The following is a 14,584-nucleotide window of genomic DNA, read 5'->3' on the forward strand; positions in this document are numbered from 1 at the left end:
TATAAAATATTATCCCTTGTCGGCTCCAGGGAGAACACGCCTCGTCCGCACCCCCAACCCGCCGAAGCCAACGGGAGAACGCCATGCGTATCGTTTGCATTGGAGGCGGGCCGGCCGGGCTTTATTTCGGCATCCTGATGAAGATGCTGGATCCCGCACACGTCATTTCCGTGGTCGAGCGCAACCGGCCCTACGACACCTTCGGCTTCGGCGTGGTGTTCTCGGATGCGACCATGGACAACATGCGCAAATGGGATCCGGTCACCGCTGACACGATCGAGCAGGCCTTCAACCATTGGGACGACATCGAGGTCCTGATCAAGGGCCGGCGCATGCGCACCACCGGCCACGGCTTCGTCGGCATCGGCCGCAAGCGGCTGCTCAACATCCTGCAGGCGCGCGCCGAGGAGCTCGGCGTCGAATTGATCTTCGAGCGGGAGGTGAATTCCGATCTCGAATTCCCCGACGCCGATCTCATCGTGGCGTGCGACGGCGTCAATTCGAAGGTGCGCGTCAAATATGCCGAGACGTTCCAGCCCGACATGCTGATGCGGCCGAACCGCTATATCTGGCTCGGCACCAACCGTCCGTTCGACGCCTTCACCTTCGATTTCCGCAAGACCGAGCACGGCTGGTTCCAGGCGCACATCTACAAGTTCGAGGAGGGCGCGGCGACCTTCATCGTCGAGACCACCGAGGAGGCCTATCTTGCCCACGGCCTCGACAAGATGGAGCAGGGCGACTCCATCGCGTTCTGCGAGAATGTGTTCGCGGAAATCCTCGAGGGGCATCATCTGGTCTCGAATGCGCGGCACCTGCGCGGCTCGGCCTGGCTGTCGTTTCCCAGGCTGATCTGCGGCAAATGGACCGCGTTCAACGGCAACAGCCATGTCGTGCTGATGGGCGATGCCGCCCACACCGCGCATTTCGCGATCGGTTCGGGAACCAAGCTCGCGCTGGAGGATGCGATCGAGCTGACCAACCAGTTCAAGATCCACGGCGCGACGCGCGACAGCATTCCCGCGGTGCTCAAGGCTTACGAGGAGCTGCGCCGGGTCGACGTGGCACGGATCCAGAACGCGGCGCGCAACGCGATGGAATGGTTTGAGGTGGTCGGCTCGCGCTATGCCGATACGCTGGAGCCGGAGCAGTTCATGTATTCGCTGCTGACCCGCTCGCAGCGCATCAGCCACGAGAACCTGCGGCTGCGCGACAAGACCTGGCTCGAGGGCTATGAGCGCTGGTTCGCGGAGCGCAGCGGTGTGGCCGCGACCAACGACCGCGTCACGCCGCCGATGCTGACGCCGTTCCACATCCGCGGCCTGTCGCTTCACAACCGGATCATCGTCTCGCCGATGGCGATGTATTCGGCGGAGGAGGGCGTGCCGACCGACTTCCATCTGGTGCATTTCGGCTCCCGCGCACTCGGCGGCGCCGGCCTTCTGTTTACCGAGATGACCTGCGTCTCGCCGGAGGCGCGGATCACGCCCGGCTGCTGCGGTCTGTGGAACGACGCGCAGGCGGCGGCCTACAAGCGCATCGTCGACTTCGTGCATCAGAATTCGCAAGCCAGGATCGGCATCCAGCTCGGCCATGCCGGCCGCAAGGGCTCGACGCGCGTCGCCTGGGAAGGCATGGACGAAGCCCTGCCGGACCATAACTGGCCGCTGGTGTCGGCTTCGTCAGTGCCTTATCTGCCCGACGGCCAGATTCCGGGGCCGATGAGCCGCGCCGAGATGGACGAGGTGTGCGACCAGTTCGTCGCCGCAGCCAGGCGCGGTGCGGCCGCCGGCTTCGATATCCTGGAGCTGCACTGCGCGCACGGCTATCTGCTGTCGAGCTTCCTCTCGCCGCTGACCAACCGCCGCAGCGACGACTATGGCGGATCGATCGAGAACCGCGCGCGTTATCCGCTGGAGGTGTTCCGCGCCGTCCGCGCGGTGTGGCCGGAGGACAAGCCGATGTCGGTCCGCCTGTCGTGTCACGACTGGGCCGAGGGCGGCAACACGCCCGAGGATGCACTGGCCTTCGCGAAGCTGTTCAAGGAGGCGGGAGCCGACCTGATCGACTGCTCCTCGGGGCAGGTCTGGGCCGACGACCATCCGGTCTATGGCCGGCTCTACCAGACCCCGTTCGCCGACAAGATCCGCAATGAGGTCGGCATCGCCACGATCGCGGTCGGCGCGATCTCGGAGGCCGATCACGCCAACTCGATCATCGCCGCCGGTCGCGCCGATCTCTGTGCCATCGCGCGTCCGCATCTCGCCGATCCGGCCTGGACGCTGCATGAGGCTGCGAAGATCGGCGTCAAGCAGATCGCCTGGCCGAAGCAGTACCTGTCGGGCAAGTCGCAATACGAGGCCAATCTCGAACGCGCAGCCGCGGGAGTGAAGGCATGACTCGCTTCTGGCCCAACGCACATGCGCTGGTGACCGGTGCCGGTTCCGGCATCGGCGCCGCGACGGCGATCGCGCTGGCAAAAGCCGGCGTGCGCGTCAGCATCGCCGGACGGCGGATCGACGCGCTGAAGGCGACGGCGGCATCGCTCGACAAGCACGCCGGCGTCGCCGTTTTCGATCGACGTGACCGATCAAGCCGCGGTGACCAAGGGTGTCGCGCAGATCGAGGTCGAAGTTGGCCCGATCGATATTCTCGTCAACAATGCCGGCAAGGCGGCGAGCGCGCCGTTCGACAAGACCGGCGCGGCGCTGTGGGCCGACATGCTGGCGAGCAACCTCTCCAGCGTGTTCCTGGTGACGCAAGCCGTGTTGCCAGGCATGGCGCAGCGCGGCCGCGGGCGCGTGATCAACGTCGCCTCGACCGCGGGCCTCACCGGCTATGCCTACGTCTCCGCCTATGTCGCGGCCAAGCACGGCGTCATCGGCCTGACGCGCTCGCTGGCGCTGGAATATGCAGGGCGCGGCGTCACCGTGAATGCGGTCTGCCCCGGCTACACCGATACGCCGCTGGTGGCGGATGCCGCCGCGAACATCGTCGCCAAGACCGGCCGCAGCGAGCAGGAGGCGCGCGCTGCGCTTGCCAAAGTCAATCCGATGCAGCGGCTGGTGACGCCGGAGGAGGTCGCCGACGCCATCCTCTGGCTTGCCTCCGAGACTGCATCGTCAATCAACGGACAAGCCGTCGCGGTCGCCGGCGGCGAAGTCTTTACCGGGTGAAGGAACACGTCATGTCCGAGATGAAAGCAAAGCTCCGGCCGTTCAAGGATTATCCCGCCAAGCACTTCCGCTGGCAGGTCGATGCGAGCGGCCGTGTCGCGACCATCACGCTGAACCGGCCGGACAAGAAGAACCCGCTGACTTTCGAGTCCTATGAGGAGCTGCGCGATCTCTTCACCAATCTCAAATACGCCGCCGATGTCCGCGCCATCGTGCTGACCGGCGCCGAGGGCAATTTTTGCTCCGGCGGCGACGTGTTCGAGATCATCGAGCCTCTGACGCGGATGGCGATGCCGGACCTGCTCGCCTTCACGCGGATGACCGGCGAGGTCGTGCGGGCGATGCGCAAATGCCCGCAGATCATCGTCGCAGCGATCGACGGCATTTGCGCCGGGGCCGGGGCGATGCTGGCGCTGGCGTCCGATTTGCGGTTGGCGACGCCGCAGGCCAAGACCGCGTTCCTGTTCACCCGCGTCGGTCTTGCCGGTGCCGATATGGGCGCGTGCGGGTTGTTGCCGCGCGTGATCGGGCAGGGCCATGCGGCCGATCTGCTCTACACGGGACGTGCGATGAGCGCCGAGGAAGGTTTTGCGTGGGGCTTCCACAACCGTCTGGTGCCGCCGGCGGAACTCGCCGGTGCTGCGCAAGAACTGGCGCGCTCGCTCGCGGATGGACCGTGGTTCGCGCATGGCGTGACGAAAACGATGTTCAACCAGGAATGGGCGATGGGCGTCGACGAGATGATCGAGTCGGAAGCGCAGGCGCAGGCGATCTGCATGGTCACCGGCGATTTCCGCCGCGCCTTCGAGGCGTTCGCCGCAAAGCAGAAACCGGCCTTCGAGGGCAATTGAGATGATCGAGATCCTGCAACCCCAAGGATGGGCCAAGCCGATCGGCTACGCCAACGGCATCGCCGCGCGCGGCAAACAGCTCTTCATCGCGGGCCAGATCGGCTGGAACGGACAATGCGTGTTCGAGACCGACGATCTCGTCGCGCAGATCGGCCAGACCTTGCGCAACATCGTCGCGGTCGCCGCCGCCGGCGGCGCCGGGCCGGAGCACATCGTGTCGATGACCTGGTACTTGCTCGACCGCAAGGAATATTCCGCGCGGCTGAAGGAGATCGGCACGGTCTATCGCGACATCATCGGCCGGCGCTTTCCGGCGATGACCGCGATCCAGGTTGCCGGCCTGATCGAGGACCGCGCCAAGGTGGAAATCCAGGCAATTGCGGTGGTGCCGGATTGAGGGTGACGCAGTTCCGCCAATCCCGTCATCCTGAGGTGCGCGCAGCGCGTCTCGAAGGATGCACGGTCCCGCTGGTGGCCGTCGACCCTTCGAGGCTCGCTGCGCGAGCGCCTCAGGGTGACGGGGATAGATTGGGGTACGCTGAAGCAATGTTAAGGCTAAGCCCAATCGTCGTGGGCCAGTCCTCGTCCCGGGCCGCAAACCCGCTTGCGGCCGGACAACGGGGCATGCGACCTTAGCCCAAAGCGTAAAAGCGTCCTGTTGTGAGTGGAGATGAGGACGATGAAGGCGATTATCGTCGGAGGCGGAATCGGGGGCCTCACCACTGCGCTGATGCTGCGCTCGCGCGGCATCGCTTGCGAGCTGTACGAGCAGTCCGAGACAATCCGCGAGCTCGGCGTCGGCATCAACACTTTGCCGCATGCGATCCGCGAGTTGGCGGGGCTTGGTTTGCTCGACAAGCTCGACGAGGTGGCGATCCGGACCTATGAGCTGTTCTATCTGACGCGACATGGCCAGCAGGTCTGGCACGAGAAGCGCGGGCTCGATGCCGGTCACGACGTGCCGCAATTCTCGATCCATCGCGGCCGCCTGCAAAGCGTGATCCATCAGGCCGTGGTCGATCGGCTTGGCGCGGATGCGATCCACACCGGCTGCCGGCTCGGCTCCTTCACCCAGGACGAGGGTGGCGTCTCGGCCTATTTCTTCGATCGCAGTGGCGCCCATGTGCATACGGCGCGCGGCGACATCCTGATCGGCGCCGACGGCATCCATTCGAAAGTGCGGCAGACGCTGTTTCCGGACGAGGGCGGGCCGTGCTGGAACGGCCTGATGCTGTGGCGCGGCGCGACCGACTGGCCGGCCTTCCTGACCGGGCGCTCGATGATCATCGCCGGCGGCCTGAACGCCAAGGCCGTGATCTATCCGATCGCGCCGGGCTCGAGCCCGGCAAGCCGCCTCACCAACTGGGCGGTGCTGGTACGGATCGGCGACGGCACCTCGCCGCCGCCGCGCCGCGAGGGCTGGTCCAACCTCGGCCGGCGCGACGAGATGATGCCCTATGTCACGAGCTTCACGATCCCGCAGGTCGACTTTACCGGCCTGATCAACGCGACGCCGGAATTCTGGGAGTATCCCTGCTGCGACCGCGATCCCTTGCCGTATTGGTCGAGCGGCCGCGTCACGCTGCTCGGCGACGCCGCGCATCCGATGTATCCGGTCGGCTCGAACGGCGCGTCGCAGGCCATTCTCGATGCGCGCTGCCTGGCCGACATGCTGGCGCGTTCGGAGCACCCGCGCCAGGCGCTGGCGGCCTATGAGCGGCAGCGACTGCCGATGACCGCCGACATCGTTGCCTCCAACCGCCGCGGCGGGCCGGAAGGCGTGATCGACGCCGTCGAACAGCTCGCGCCGCAGGGCTTTACCGACGTCGACACCATCCTCAATTACGAGGCGCGCGAGGCGATCGTCCGCGGCTATGCCGCCAAGGCCGGCTTTGCCGCGCGCGTGGTGGCGCGGCAATAGGAGACAACGTCCGATCTGTCGATCCGTCACCCCGAGAGAATGTGAATGTACTCAGCGTCGTCCTGGCGAAAGCCAGGACCCATTACCCCAACCGTTTGTTGTTGTGCGACGTTGGGGCCACTATCGCACTTTCAATCGAATTCGGTGGTTATGGGTCCTGGCTTTCGCCAGGACGACGGCGTGCGGGGGCCGCCCGCTACAATTCTCACATCGTCACCCCCGCGCAAAGGCTTCGCCTTTGTCGCTGGAGGAGGCCGCAACGCGGCCGTCTCGAAGGGTCGACGGCCACCGGCGGGGCCGTGCATCCTTCGAGACGCGGCCAAGTGGCCGCTCCTCAGGATGACGGAAGAGGCCGGTGCCGACGCTAAGCCGGAGGCGGCGGCAGGAAGTGGATGTTGTGCTCGGCGGCGAGCCGCACCACGTCATCCGGGTTCTGCTCCTTCATGTTGTGGATCGCCCAGAACAGGTCGTAGAGCCTCCGCGTCGGCGACACCCAGAACAGCGTCTTGGCCGGCTGCTGCGACTTGTTGAAGATGCCGTGCGGCTTGCCCATCGGCAGGCGAACCAGATCGCCTGGAGTTGCGGATTCGTCGGCGCCGTCGAGCATGAAGTCGAGCTTGCCCTCGAGGATGTAGAGGTACTCGTCCTGGTCGGGGTGGATATGCGGAGGAACGAAGGTGCCCGGCGGGAAGGTGGCGTGCCAGGAGAATGAATGCTCGGTGCGGCTCTTCGGGACGTAGGTCTGGCCAAGGATGCTCCAGGAAATGCCCTGGATGCCTTCATTGGCGCGGGTGATGCCGGCGATCTCGTCTTTCATGCTCATGCTTGCTCCTATGATCTACTTGGCGGCGCAGTCCTTGGCGTAGCGGTCGCCATAATTCGAAAACACCTTCTCGACGATCTCGGTCTGGAATTTGCCGTCCGGACGCTTCGCGACCTTGGTGAGGTAGAAATCCTGGATCGGATAGCCGTTGTTGCTGAACTTGAAGTTACCGCGCAGCGAGGTGAAGTCGGCCTTCTTCAGCGCCGCCGCGACAGCGTCCTTGTTGGAGAGATCGCCCTTCACGGCCTTGACCGCGCTGTCGATCAACAGCGCGGCGTCATAGGCCTGCATGGCGTAGGTGCCGGGCACGCCGTTGTAGGCCGCCTCATAGGCGGCGACGAACTTCTTGCTTTGGGGATTGTCGAGGTTCGGCGCCCAGTTCGCCCCGCCGAACATGCCGACCGCTGCGTCCTGCTGCGCGGGCAGGGTGGATTCGTCGACGGTGAAGGCGGAAAGCACCGGCACGGTGGCGCCAGCCTGCTTGTACTGCTTCACGAGATTAACGCCCATGCCGCCCGGCATGAAGGTGAACAGCGCGTCCGGCTTCAGCGCGGCGATCTTGGAGAGTTCGGGCTGGAAATCCAGCGTGTTCAGCGGCGTGTAGGATTCCTCGACGACCTCGCCCTTGTAGTCGAGCTTGAAGCCGGCGACGGAGTCGCGGCCGGCCTGATAGTTCGGCACCAGCAGGTAGACGCGCTTGTAGCCGCGGTCCTGCGCCACCTTGCCGAGGATCTCGTGCACCTGGTCGTTCTGGTACGACGTCACATAGAAGAACGGGTTGCACTCCTTGCCGGCGTAGCTGGAGGGACCAGCGTTCGGACTGATCAGGAAGGTCTTGCTGTCGGTGACCGGGCGGTGGATCGCCTGCAGGATGTTGGAGAAGATCGGGCCGACCACGAAGTCGACCTTGTCGCGCTCGAGCAGGCCACGCACCTTGACCACCGCGCCGTCGGGCTTCAGTTCGTCGTCGGCGTTGACGATCTCGACATCGCGGCCGGCCATCTTGCCGCCGAGGTCCTTGATCGCGAGCGCAAAGCCGTCGCGGACCTGCTGGCCGAGCGCCGCGGCCGGGCCGGAGGTCGTGACCAGCACGCCGATCTTGATCTTATCCTCCGCGGTCGCCGGGGTGACGGCGACACCCAGCAGCGCCGCCAATCCCGCGAGCTTCATCAATTGTTTCATGTCTCTCCCCCGACCACTGCCTTGATGTTTTCGGCTTCAGCCCAATTGGCCGCAGCTTAGTCTGACGCATGCAATCGCCGCAAGCGATGTGGCATCGCGTGTCAGTAGCTCGTGATCTGTCGCCTGTTTGTAGCTCGTGAAGTGTCGTGTTTTCGGTGCTCCGGAACAAAGGGGGCGCGATGGGCACGGCATCCATTCACGAGGGTGTACGACGGATGCGGTTTTCAGATTTGCTGGATCGGACGGAGGCGAAGGAACTGACGCAGGAGGCAGCATCGGAGGTTCTTGGGATCAGTGTTCGGACGTTTCAACGCTGGGCGGAGCGCTATGAGGCGGAGGGCGACGACGGGCTGGTCGACCGCCGGCTGGGGCGTCGTTCGCCACGGCGGGCGCCGGAGGAGGAACTGGAACGAATGCTTGCGCTGTACCGGGACAAGTACGCGGACTTCACGGTGAAGCACTTCCACGAGCAGATGCAAAAGCGGCATGATTATGTGCTGGGCTATACGGTGACGAAGCTGGCGCTGCACGCGGCAGGGCTGGTGCGGAAGGCTCCGAAGCGTTCGGCGCACCGCAAGAAGCGGCCGCGGCGGCCGCTTCGGGGCATGCTGCTGCACCAGGACGGATCGCGCCACGTTTGGATCGAAGGCCTGCCCGCGAGGGACCTGATCGTCACGATGGACGATGCGACGAGCGAGATCTACTCGATGGTGCTGGTCGAGGAAGAAGGAACGGCCTCGACCTTCCAGGCCTTGCGCGAAGTGATTGGCGAGCATGGCCTGTTCTGCGCGCTCTACACCGACCGCGGCAGCCATTATTTCCTGACCCCAAAAGCTGGCGAGAAGATCTCGAAGACGCAACAAACCCAGGTGGGACGGGCTTTGTCGCATCTTGGGATCGAGCATATCGCAGCCTATTCGCCGCAGGCGCGCGGGCGCTCCGAGCGGGTGTTCGGCACCTTGCAGGACCGGCTGCCGAAGGAGCTGCGGCTTGCCGGGATCACGACGGTTGAGGCTGCCAACGCGTGGCTGAAGGCGCATTACATCCCCGGGCACAACGCCGCGTTTGCGATCAAGCCCGAACAGGAAGGCTCGGCATTCGTGGCCGACCGGCATGAGGCCTGGCGCGAGGCGCTGTGCGTGATCGAGGAGCGAACCGTCGCCAACGACAATACCGTTGCATGGAACGGTCGGCGGCTGCAGCTGCCGGAGAGCCGGCTCAGACCTCACTTCGTCAAGGCTGTGGTGCGGCTACATGAGTATCCCGATGGCACCGTCAGCGTGTTCCTTGGACCGCATCGATTGGCGAGGTTTGCGCCTGACGGACAGCAGATCAGCCCCGACGCGCCTCAGCCTGGCGGCGTGCTCGGAGCCGTCAAGGACAAGCCCTGGCGGGCGCGCAAGCGCGCGTCCTTGACCGCTCCTGCGCGCGCCGCCGTCGAGACAGCGCGGGTCGGGACGGAGAAACGGGCTTCAAGTCGAACAAAGAAACTCACCCACAGGGCTAAAACCGCCACAACAGCCGTGGCATGATCAATCAGGGAAAGCCGTCCCCGCCTTCCGGCTCCCCTGCAAATCAGAAACGAAGGCGACAGATCACGAGCTACAAAAACACGACATCTTCACCCGCTACGGACAGCGATGTGGCATCGCGTCAGGGCGATCGTCGCGCATCATGCAGGCGCTGCACATGCAAGCGCCGCGCCAATTGCTTGAAGTTTAAAGAAATTGCAGGATTGCCCAGGCGCGTCCGGCACGATTCGCAATTGTCCTTGCGGGGCGCCGCGAATTGCTTGAAGCTCAAAGCAATTGGTCCGACCGGAACCCGCCGCGGAGGCACGATCGCCGCATGATCCTCGATTCCGAAACCAAAGCCGTCGAACTGCCCGACGACCACGGCACCGAGCTCAGGCTGTGGCTGCGCCTCTTGACCTGCACCACGCTGATCGAAGGCGAGGTGCGCAGCCGGCTGCGCGAGAAGTTCGACGTCACGCTGCCGCGCTTCGACCTGATGGCCCAGCTCGACAAGGTGTCCGACGGCATGACGCTGTCGGACCTGTCGAAGCGGATGATGGTGTCGAACGGCAACGTCACCGGGCTGGTCGAGCGCCTGGTTGAATCAGGCCATCTCGATCGCCGCACCTCGGAGACGGACCGCCGCGTGCAGTTCATCCGGCTCACAAAACTCGGTCGCGCCGAATTCCGCAAGATGGCCGCCGAGCACGAGAAGTGGATCGCCGATATCTTCGGTGATCTCTCGCCGAAGGATATCCGCGAACTGATGCGGCTGCTCGCCAAGGCCAAGGGCTCGGCGCAGCGCTCCGCCAAGGCGAGGAGCGCTTAAGCCGTGAGCGAGGTCGATTACGAGGTCGAATACAACAACCGGGCGCGGGTGCCGGAAAATCCGGCGCTGATGGCCGGCTGGGCGAGGGACTCCGCGGCCTATCGCGAGCAGCATCCGCCGCGGCGGCTGACCTATGGTCCGGGCAGCCGCAACGTCATCGACCTGTTCGAAGGCGATCGTGACGGCCCGCTCGTGGTCTTCATCCATGGCGGCTACTGGCAGGCGCTCGACGGCTCGTCATCGAGCCACTGCGCGCGAGGGCTCAACGGCCACGGCATCGGCGTCGCGGTGCCGAGCTACGATCTCTGTCCCAATGTCACGGTCGGCGACATCATCGGCGAGATGCGTGCGGCGTGCCGCGAACTGGCCAGGCTCGGCCGGCCGCTGGTCGTGTCGGGACACTCCGCAGGCGGACATCTTGCCGCATGCATGCTCGCGACCGATTGGCCGGCCTATGATGCGTCGCTGCCGAACGACCTGGTCAGGGCTGCTTACGCGATCTCCGGCCTGTTCGAGCTTGAGCCATTGGTCGGCACCTCCATCAACAAGGCGCTTGGCCTCGACCGCGCCGCAGCGAGGGCGGCGAGCCCGCTGTCCTGGACGCCGCCTGCGGGCGCGACGCTCGATGCCGTCGTCGGCGGCGCCGAGAGCGCGGAATATCACCGGCAGAGCCGGACCGTCGTCGATGTCTGGGGCAAAGCGGGCGTCGCAACGCGGTTCGGCGTTGTGCCCGACGCCAATCATTTCACCGCGATCGCGCCGCTCGCCGACCCGGGCTCGGCGATGGTCGCGCGGCTGAAGCAGCTTACGCAAATCTGAGGTTCTGAAGGATCGGCCGGCGATTGCCGCGCGATTTCCAGGCTTGCGTCGAATTATTTTAAGTATAAAATGATTGGCGATTGGAACGCTGCCGGGCGTCCTTGTTCTTCTCGACGTTGGTCTTGGCCTTTCTGGATGGAAAGCGAGGGGCAATCGAATGTCAGGTGAATTTCCCGGGCTCGGCCCATCCGGGCATGTCGACGATTTCGCGCGGCGCAACCTGCCGCCATCAGCGCAATGGCCGCAACTGCTGCTCGACCGGCCGGAGTTTCAATATCCCGATTATCTCAACGCCGCGGTCGAACTGACCGACCGCATCGTCGAGCAGGGGATGGGCGATCGCATCGCGTTGATCGGCAATGGCCGTCAGCGCACCTACAAGGAATTGACCGATTGGTCGAACCGCCTGGCGCACGCTCTGGTGGAGAATTACGGCGTCAAGCCCGGCAATCGCGTGCTGATCCGCTCGGGCAACAACCCGGCGCTGGTCGCGGCCTGGCTCGCTGCGACCAAGGCCGGTGCCGTCGTCGTCAACACCATGCCGATGCTGCGCGCCGGCGAACTGGCCAAGATCGTCGACAAGGCCGAGATCTCGCTGGCGCTAACCGACAGCCGCATCGCGGATGAACTGGTGGCCTGCGCCAAGACCAGCAAATTCCTCAAGCAGGTCGTCAATTTCGACGGCACGCAGAACCACGACGCCGAGCTCGACCGGATCGCGCTGAACAAGCCGGTCAAGTTCGATGCGGTGAAGACCGGCCGCGACGACGTCGCGCTGCTGGGCTTCACGTCGGGCACGACGGGCGAGCCCAAGGCGACCATGCACTTCCACCGCGATCTCCTGATCGTTGCCGACGGTTATGCGAACGAGGTGCTCAAGGTGACGCCCGACGACGTGTTCGTCGGCTCGCCGCCGCTTGCTTTCACCTTCGGTCTCGGGGGATTGGCGATCTTCCCGCTGCGTTTCGGCGCCACCGCGACGCTGCTGGAGAACGCGGCGCCGAGCGAGATGATCCGGATCATCGAAACCTACAAGGCGACCATCTGCTTCACCGCGCCGACCGCTTATCGGGCGATGATGGCCGCGATGGACAAGGGCGCTGATCTGTCGTCGCTGCGGCTCGCCGTCTCGGCCGGCGAGACGCTGCCGGCGCCGGTGTTCGAGAGCTGGACCAGGAAGACCGGCAAGCCGATCCTCGACGGCATCGGCAGCACTGAACTGCTGCACATCTTCATCACCAACCGCACCGGCAGCGCCGTCGGCGGCACCACGGGCACGCCTGTCACCGGCTACGAGGCGAAGATCGTCGACGAAGACATGAACGAGCTGCCGGCGGGCCAGGTCGGCAAGCTGGCGGTTCGCGGTCCGACCGGCTGCCGCTATCTCGCCGACTCCCGGCAGACCAAATATGTCCGCGACGGCTGGAACATCACCGGCGATGCCTTCGTCAGCGACGAGAACGGCCGGCTGTCTTTCGTGGCGCGCGCCGACGACATGATCATCTCGGCGGGCTACAACATCGCCGGCCCCGAGGTCGAGGCCGCGCTGCTCGGCCATCCCGATGTCGCGGAGTGCGCCGTGATCGGCGCACCCGACGAGGAGCGGGGGCAGATCGTCTCGGCGTTCATCGTGCTGAAGCAGGGCGCGCGCTGCGACGAGGTCGAGGTCAAGCTGCTGCAGGATCACGTCAAGGCGACGATCGCGCCATACAAATATCCCCGCGCGATCGCCTTCGTCGAGGAGCTGCCGAAGACCCAGACCGGGAAGATCCAGCGCTTCAAGCTGCGCGAGGCAAGCTGAAAATCGGGCGACGGCTTTCGGCCGCCGCCCCGGGGATCAACGAGGGATCAATGCGCCGCGCCGCCGCCGGCGGCGTTCTTCGGCTTGCCGGTCAAGAGGATCGCAATCGCGGCGAACACCAGCACGATGCCGATTACGGCAAAGGTGTCGCTGAAACCAAGCACCAGGGCCTGGCGCTTCACGATATTGCCGAGCGCCACGATCGCCTGGTGGTGCGCGGTCGCCGGATCGGAGATGCCGTGGCTGAGGAAGTAATTGGTCACCTCGGCGATCCGGGTGCGCACTTCCTCGCGGCCGAAGTCGACCGACTGGCCGATGATGTTGGAGTGGAACTGCTCGCGCTTGGTGACGATGGTGGCGAGCAGGGCCGTGCCGATCGCGCCGCCGAGATTGCGCATCATATTGGAGATGCCGGAGGCCGCCGCGGCATCCTGCGGCGCGACGCTGCCGAGGCTGACCGCCGACAGCGGGGCCAGCATGATCGCCTGGCCGATCGCACGGACGATGTTCGGGACGAAGAACTGGTCACCGGAGTAATCGAGCGACATCGCGATGTTCATGAAGGAGGAGACCGCGAACAGGATCATGCCGGTGAAGGCGATGAAGCGCGGATCGAAACGTTGCATCAGCTTCGGGACCAGCGGGATCAGGATCAGCTGCGGCAGGCCGGTCCAGGCCAGCACCTGGCCGATCTGCTCGGCGTTGTAGCGCTGCACCTGGCCGAGATAGGCCGGCAGCAGGTAGACCGAGCCGAACAGTGCGAAGCCGACGAACACCGCCGAGATGGTGCCGAAGCCGAAGCTGCGCTGGGTCAGGAGGCGCAGCCGGATCAGCGGCTTTTCCACGACGAGCTCGATCCAGACGAACAGAGTGAGGCTGACGGCGGCGATCACCGCGAGCTTGACGATGAAGGGCGAGCCGAACCAGTCGTTCTTGTTGCCTTCCTCGAGCACGGCCTGCAGCGACGACAGGCCGATCGCCATCGTGACGATGCCGAGCCAGTCGCCCTCGCGCAGCAGATGCAACTGCATCGGCTGGCGTTCCAGCGTGAAATAGAGGGTAATGACCATCACCGCGGTCGGGATCACGTTGACGAAGAAGATGGTCTGCCAGCCGTAATTCTCGGTGAGGTAGCCGCCGATGGTCGGGCCGATCGCCGGCGCAAAGGTCACCGCGAGCGCGAACATGGCAAGGCCGACCGGTTGCTGGGCCTTCGGCAGCTTGGTGAAGACCAGCGTGAAGGCCATCGGGATCAGCACGCCGCCGAAGAAACCCTGCAAGCCGCGCATCGCGATCATCGAGGGCAGGTCGTGGGTGAAGGCACAGGCGACCGAGAAGATCGCGAACAGGGTGGCGAAGCCGATGATGATCTTGCGGAAGGAAAACACCCGGCTGAGATAGTCGGTCAGCGGGATCACCACGATCTCGCCGATCAGATAGGAGGTCGAGATCCAGGAGCCGTTGTCGACGCCGGTTCCGATGCCGCCCTCGATGTTGAGCAGCGAGGCGTTGGTGATCTGGATGTTGAGGATCGCCATGAAGGCGCCGATCATGGCGGCGACGATGGAGATCCAGACCGCCATGCTGGCGCGGTTGGGATCGGCCGCTGCGGCTGCCGCGCGGGGCGGAGCAGCCGGGGAGGAGAGCGCGAGGTCGGACATGACATCA

General features: G+C 65.0%; 11 protein-coding genes and 1 pseudogene. 9 read left to right on the forward strand and 3 right to left on the reverse strand.

Features of this window, described 5'->3' with window-relative positions:
- Positions 1 to 83: 83 nt before the first annotated feature.
- From ACVW1B_RS07585 to ACVW1B_RS07605, 5 genes and pseudogenes are all read left to right on the forward strand, one after another.
- The gene (locus ACVW1B_RS07585) at positions 84 to 2,399 is read left to right on the forward strand and encodes a bifunctional salicylyl-CoA 5-hydroxylase/oxidoreductase (RefSeq protein ID WP_456821453.1); all 2,316 of its coding nucleotides are present in this window, start codon (positions 84 to 86) and stop codon (positions 2,397 to 2,399) included.
- Positions 2,396 to 3,176 (forward strand): annotated as a pseudogene (locus ACVW1B_RS07590) (SDR family NAD(P)-dependent oxidoreductase). Before ACVW1B_RS07585 ends, ACVW1B_RS07590 begins: the two are co-directional and overlap by 4 nt.
- A gap of 11 nt (positions 3,177 to 3,187) precedes the next feature.
- The gene (locus ACVW1B_RS07595; RefSeq protein WP_199805355.1) at positions 3,188 to 4,027 is read left to right on the forward strand and encodes an enoyl-CoA hydratase family protein; all 840 of its coding nucleotides are present in this window, start codon (positions 3,188 to 3,190) and stop codon (positions 4,025 to 4,027) included.
- Position 4,028: 1 nt separating this feature from the next.
- Entirely contained in the window at positions 4,029 to 4,424 is a 396-nt protein-coding gene (locus tag ACVW1B_RS07600) for a RidA family protein (RefSeq protein ID WP_253609436.1), read from the forward strand.
- Between the two features lie 282 nt (positions 4,425 to 4,706).
- Positions 4,707 to 5,948 (forward strand): flavin-dependent oxidoreductase, encoded by a 1,242-nt coding sequence (locus ACVW1B_RS07605; protein WP_456821454.1) that lies wholly within the window; start codon positions 4,707 to 4,709, stop codon positions 5,946 to 5,948.
- Between the two features lie 364 nt (positions 5,949 to 6,312).
- Here ACVW1B_RS07605 and ACVW1B_RS07610 read toward each other — a convergent pair whose 3' ends face one another.
- Together ACVW1B_RS07610 and ACVW1B_RS07615 are read right to left on the reverse strand one after the other, a co-directional pair.
- Positions 6,313 to 6,765 carry a cupin domain-containing protein gene (locus ACVW1B_RS07610; protein WP_026192554.1) on the reverse strand — a complete coding sequence of 151 codons (453 nt, stop codon included), beginning with the start codon at positions 6,763 to 6,765 and terminating at the stop codon, positions 6,313 to 6,315.
- A 21-nt stretch (positions 6,766 to 6,786) separates the two neighbouring features.
- Positions 6,787 to 7,953 (reverse strand): ABC transporter substrate-binding protein, encoded by a 1,167-nt coding sequence (locus ACVW1B_RS07615; RefSeq protein ID WP_456821455.1) that lies wholly within the window; start codon positions 7,951 to 7,953, stop codon positions 6,787 to 6,789.
- Between the two features lie 215 nt (positions 7,954 to 8,168).
- On the opposite strand from ACVW1B_RS07615, the gene ACVW1B_RS07620 reads away from it, so the two are divergent.
- The 4 genes from ACVW1B_RS07620 (at position 8,169) to ACVW1B_RS07635 (ending at position 12,916) form a co-directional block, all read left to right on the forward strand.
- On the forward strand, positions 8,169 to 9,485 hold the full coding sequence (locus ACVW1B_RS07620) for an ISNCY family transposase (RefSeq protein ID WP_456821456.1): 1,317 nt from the start codon (positions 8,169 to 8,171) through the stop codon (positions 9,483 to 9,485).
- Positions 9,486 to 9,801: 316 nt separating this feature from the next.
- Positions 9,802 to 10,296: a MarR family winged helix-turn-helix transcriptional regulator gene (locus tag ACVW1B_RS07625; protein ID WP_016845834.1), complete on the forward strand. Its 495-nt coding sequence runs from the start codon at positions 9,802 to 9,804 to the stop codon at positions 10,294 to 10,296.
- A gap of 3 nt (positions 10,297 to 10,299) precedes the next feature.
- Positions 10,300 to 11,115 carry an alpha/beta hydrolase gene (locus tag ACVW1B_RS07630; protein WP_456821457.1) on the forward strand — a complete coding sequence of 272 codons (816 nt, stop codon included), beginning with the start codon at positions 10,300 to 10,302 and terminating at the stop codon, positions 11,113 to 11,115.
- 157 nt (positions 11,116 to 11,272) lie between these two features.
- Positions 11,273 to 12,916, forward strand: a complete 1,644-nt coding sequence (locus ACVW1B_RS07635; protein ID WP_456821458.1) for a benzoate-CoA ligase family protein — start codon at positions 11,273 to 11,275, stop codon at positions 12,914 to 12,916.
- 47 nt (positions 12,917 to 12,963) lie between these two features.
- Here the strand turns inward: ACVW1B_RS07635 and ACVW1B_RS07640 are convergent, their stop codons facing one another.
- On the reverse strand, positions 12,964 to 14,577 hold the full coding sequence (locus tag ACVW1B_RS07640; protein WP_456821459.1) for a DHA2 family efflux MFS transporter permease subunit: 1,614 nt from the start codon (positions 14,575 to 14,577) through the stop codon (positions 12,964 to 12,966).
- Positions 14,578 to 14,584: the final 7 nt, after the last annotated feature.

The sequence above is a fragment of the Bradyrhizobium sp. USDA 4502 genome, assembly GCF_054063355.1.

What these genes read in the sequence shown, in the direction of transcription:
- ACVW1B_RS07585 (WP_456821453.1), top strand. Translation starts at nt 84, where the DNA reads ATGCGTATCGTTTGCATTGGAGGCGGGCCGGCCGGGCTTTATTTCGGC.
- ACVW1B_RS07625 (WP_016845834.1), top strand. Translation starts at nt 9,802, where the DNA reads ATGATCCTCGATTCCGAAACCAAAGCCGTCGAACTGCCCGACGACCAC.
- ACVW1B_RS07595 (WP_199805355.1), top strand. Translation starts at nt 3,188, where the DNA reads ATGTCCGAGATGAAAGCAAAGCTCCGGCCGTTCAAGGATTATCCCGCC.
- ACVW1B_RS07615 (WP_456821455.1), bottom strand. Translation starts at nt 7,953, where the DNA reads ATGAAACAATTGATGAAGCTCGCGGGATTGGCGGCGCTGCTGGGTGTC.
- ACVW1B_RS07605 (WP_456821454.1), top strand. Translation starts at nt 4,707, where the DNA reads ATGAAGGCGATTATCGTCGGAGGCGGAATCGGGGGCCTCACCACTGCG.
- ACVW1B_RS07635 (WP_456821458.1), top strand. Translation starts at nt 11,273, where the DNA reads ATGTCAGGTGAATTTCCCGGGCTCGGCCCATCCGGGCATGTCGACGAT.
- ACVW1B_RS07620 (WP_456821456.1), top strand. Translation starts at nt 8,169, where the DNA reads ATGCGGTTTTCAGATTTGCTGGATCGGACGGAGGCGAAGGAACTGACG.
- ACVW1B_RS07640 (WP_456821459.1), bottom strand. Translation starts at nt 14,577, where the DNA reads ATGTCCGACCTCGCGCTCTCCTCCCCGGCTGCTCCGCCCCGCGCGGCA.
- ACVW1B_RS07600 (WP_253609436.1), top strand. Translation starts at nt 4,029, where the DNA reads ATGATCGAGATCCTGCAACCCCAAGGATGGGCCAAGCCGATCGGCTAC.
- ACVW1B_RS07610 (WP_026192554.1), bottom strand. Translation starts at nt 6,765, where the DNA reads ATGAAAGACGAGATCGCCGGCATCACCCGCGCCAATGAAGGCATCCAG.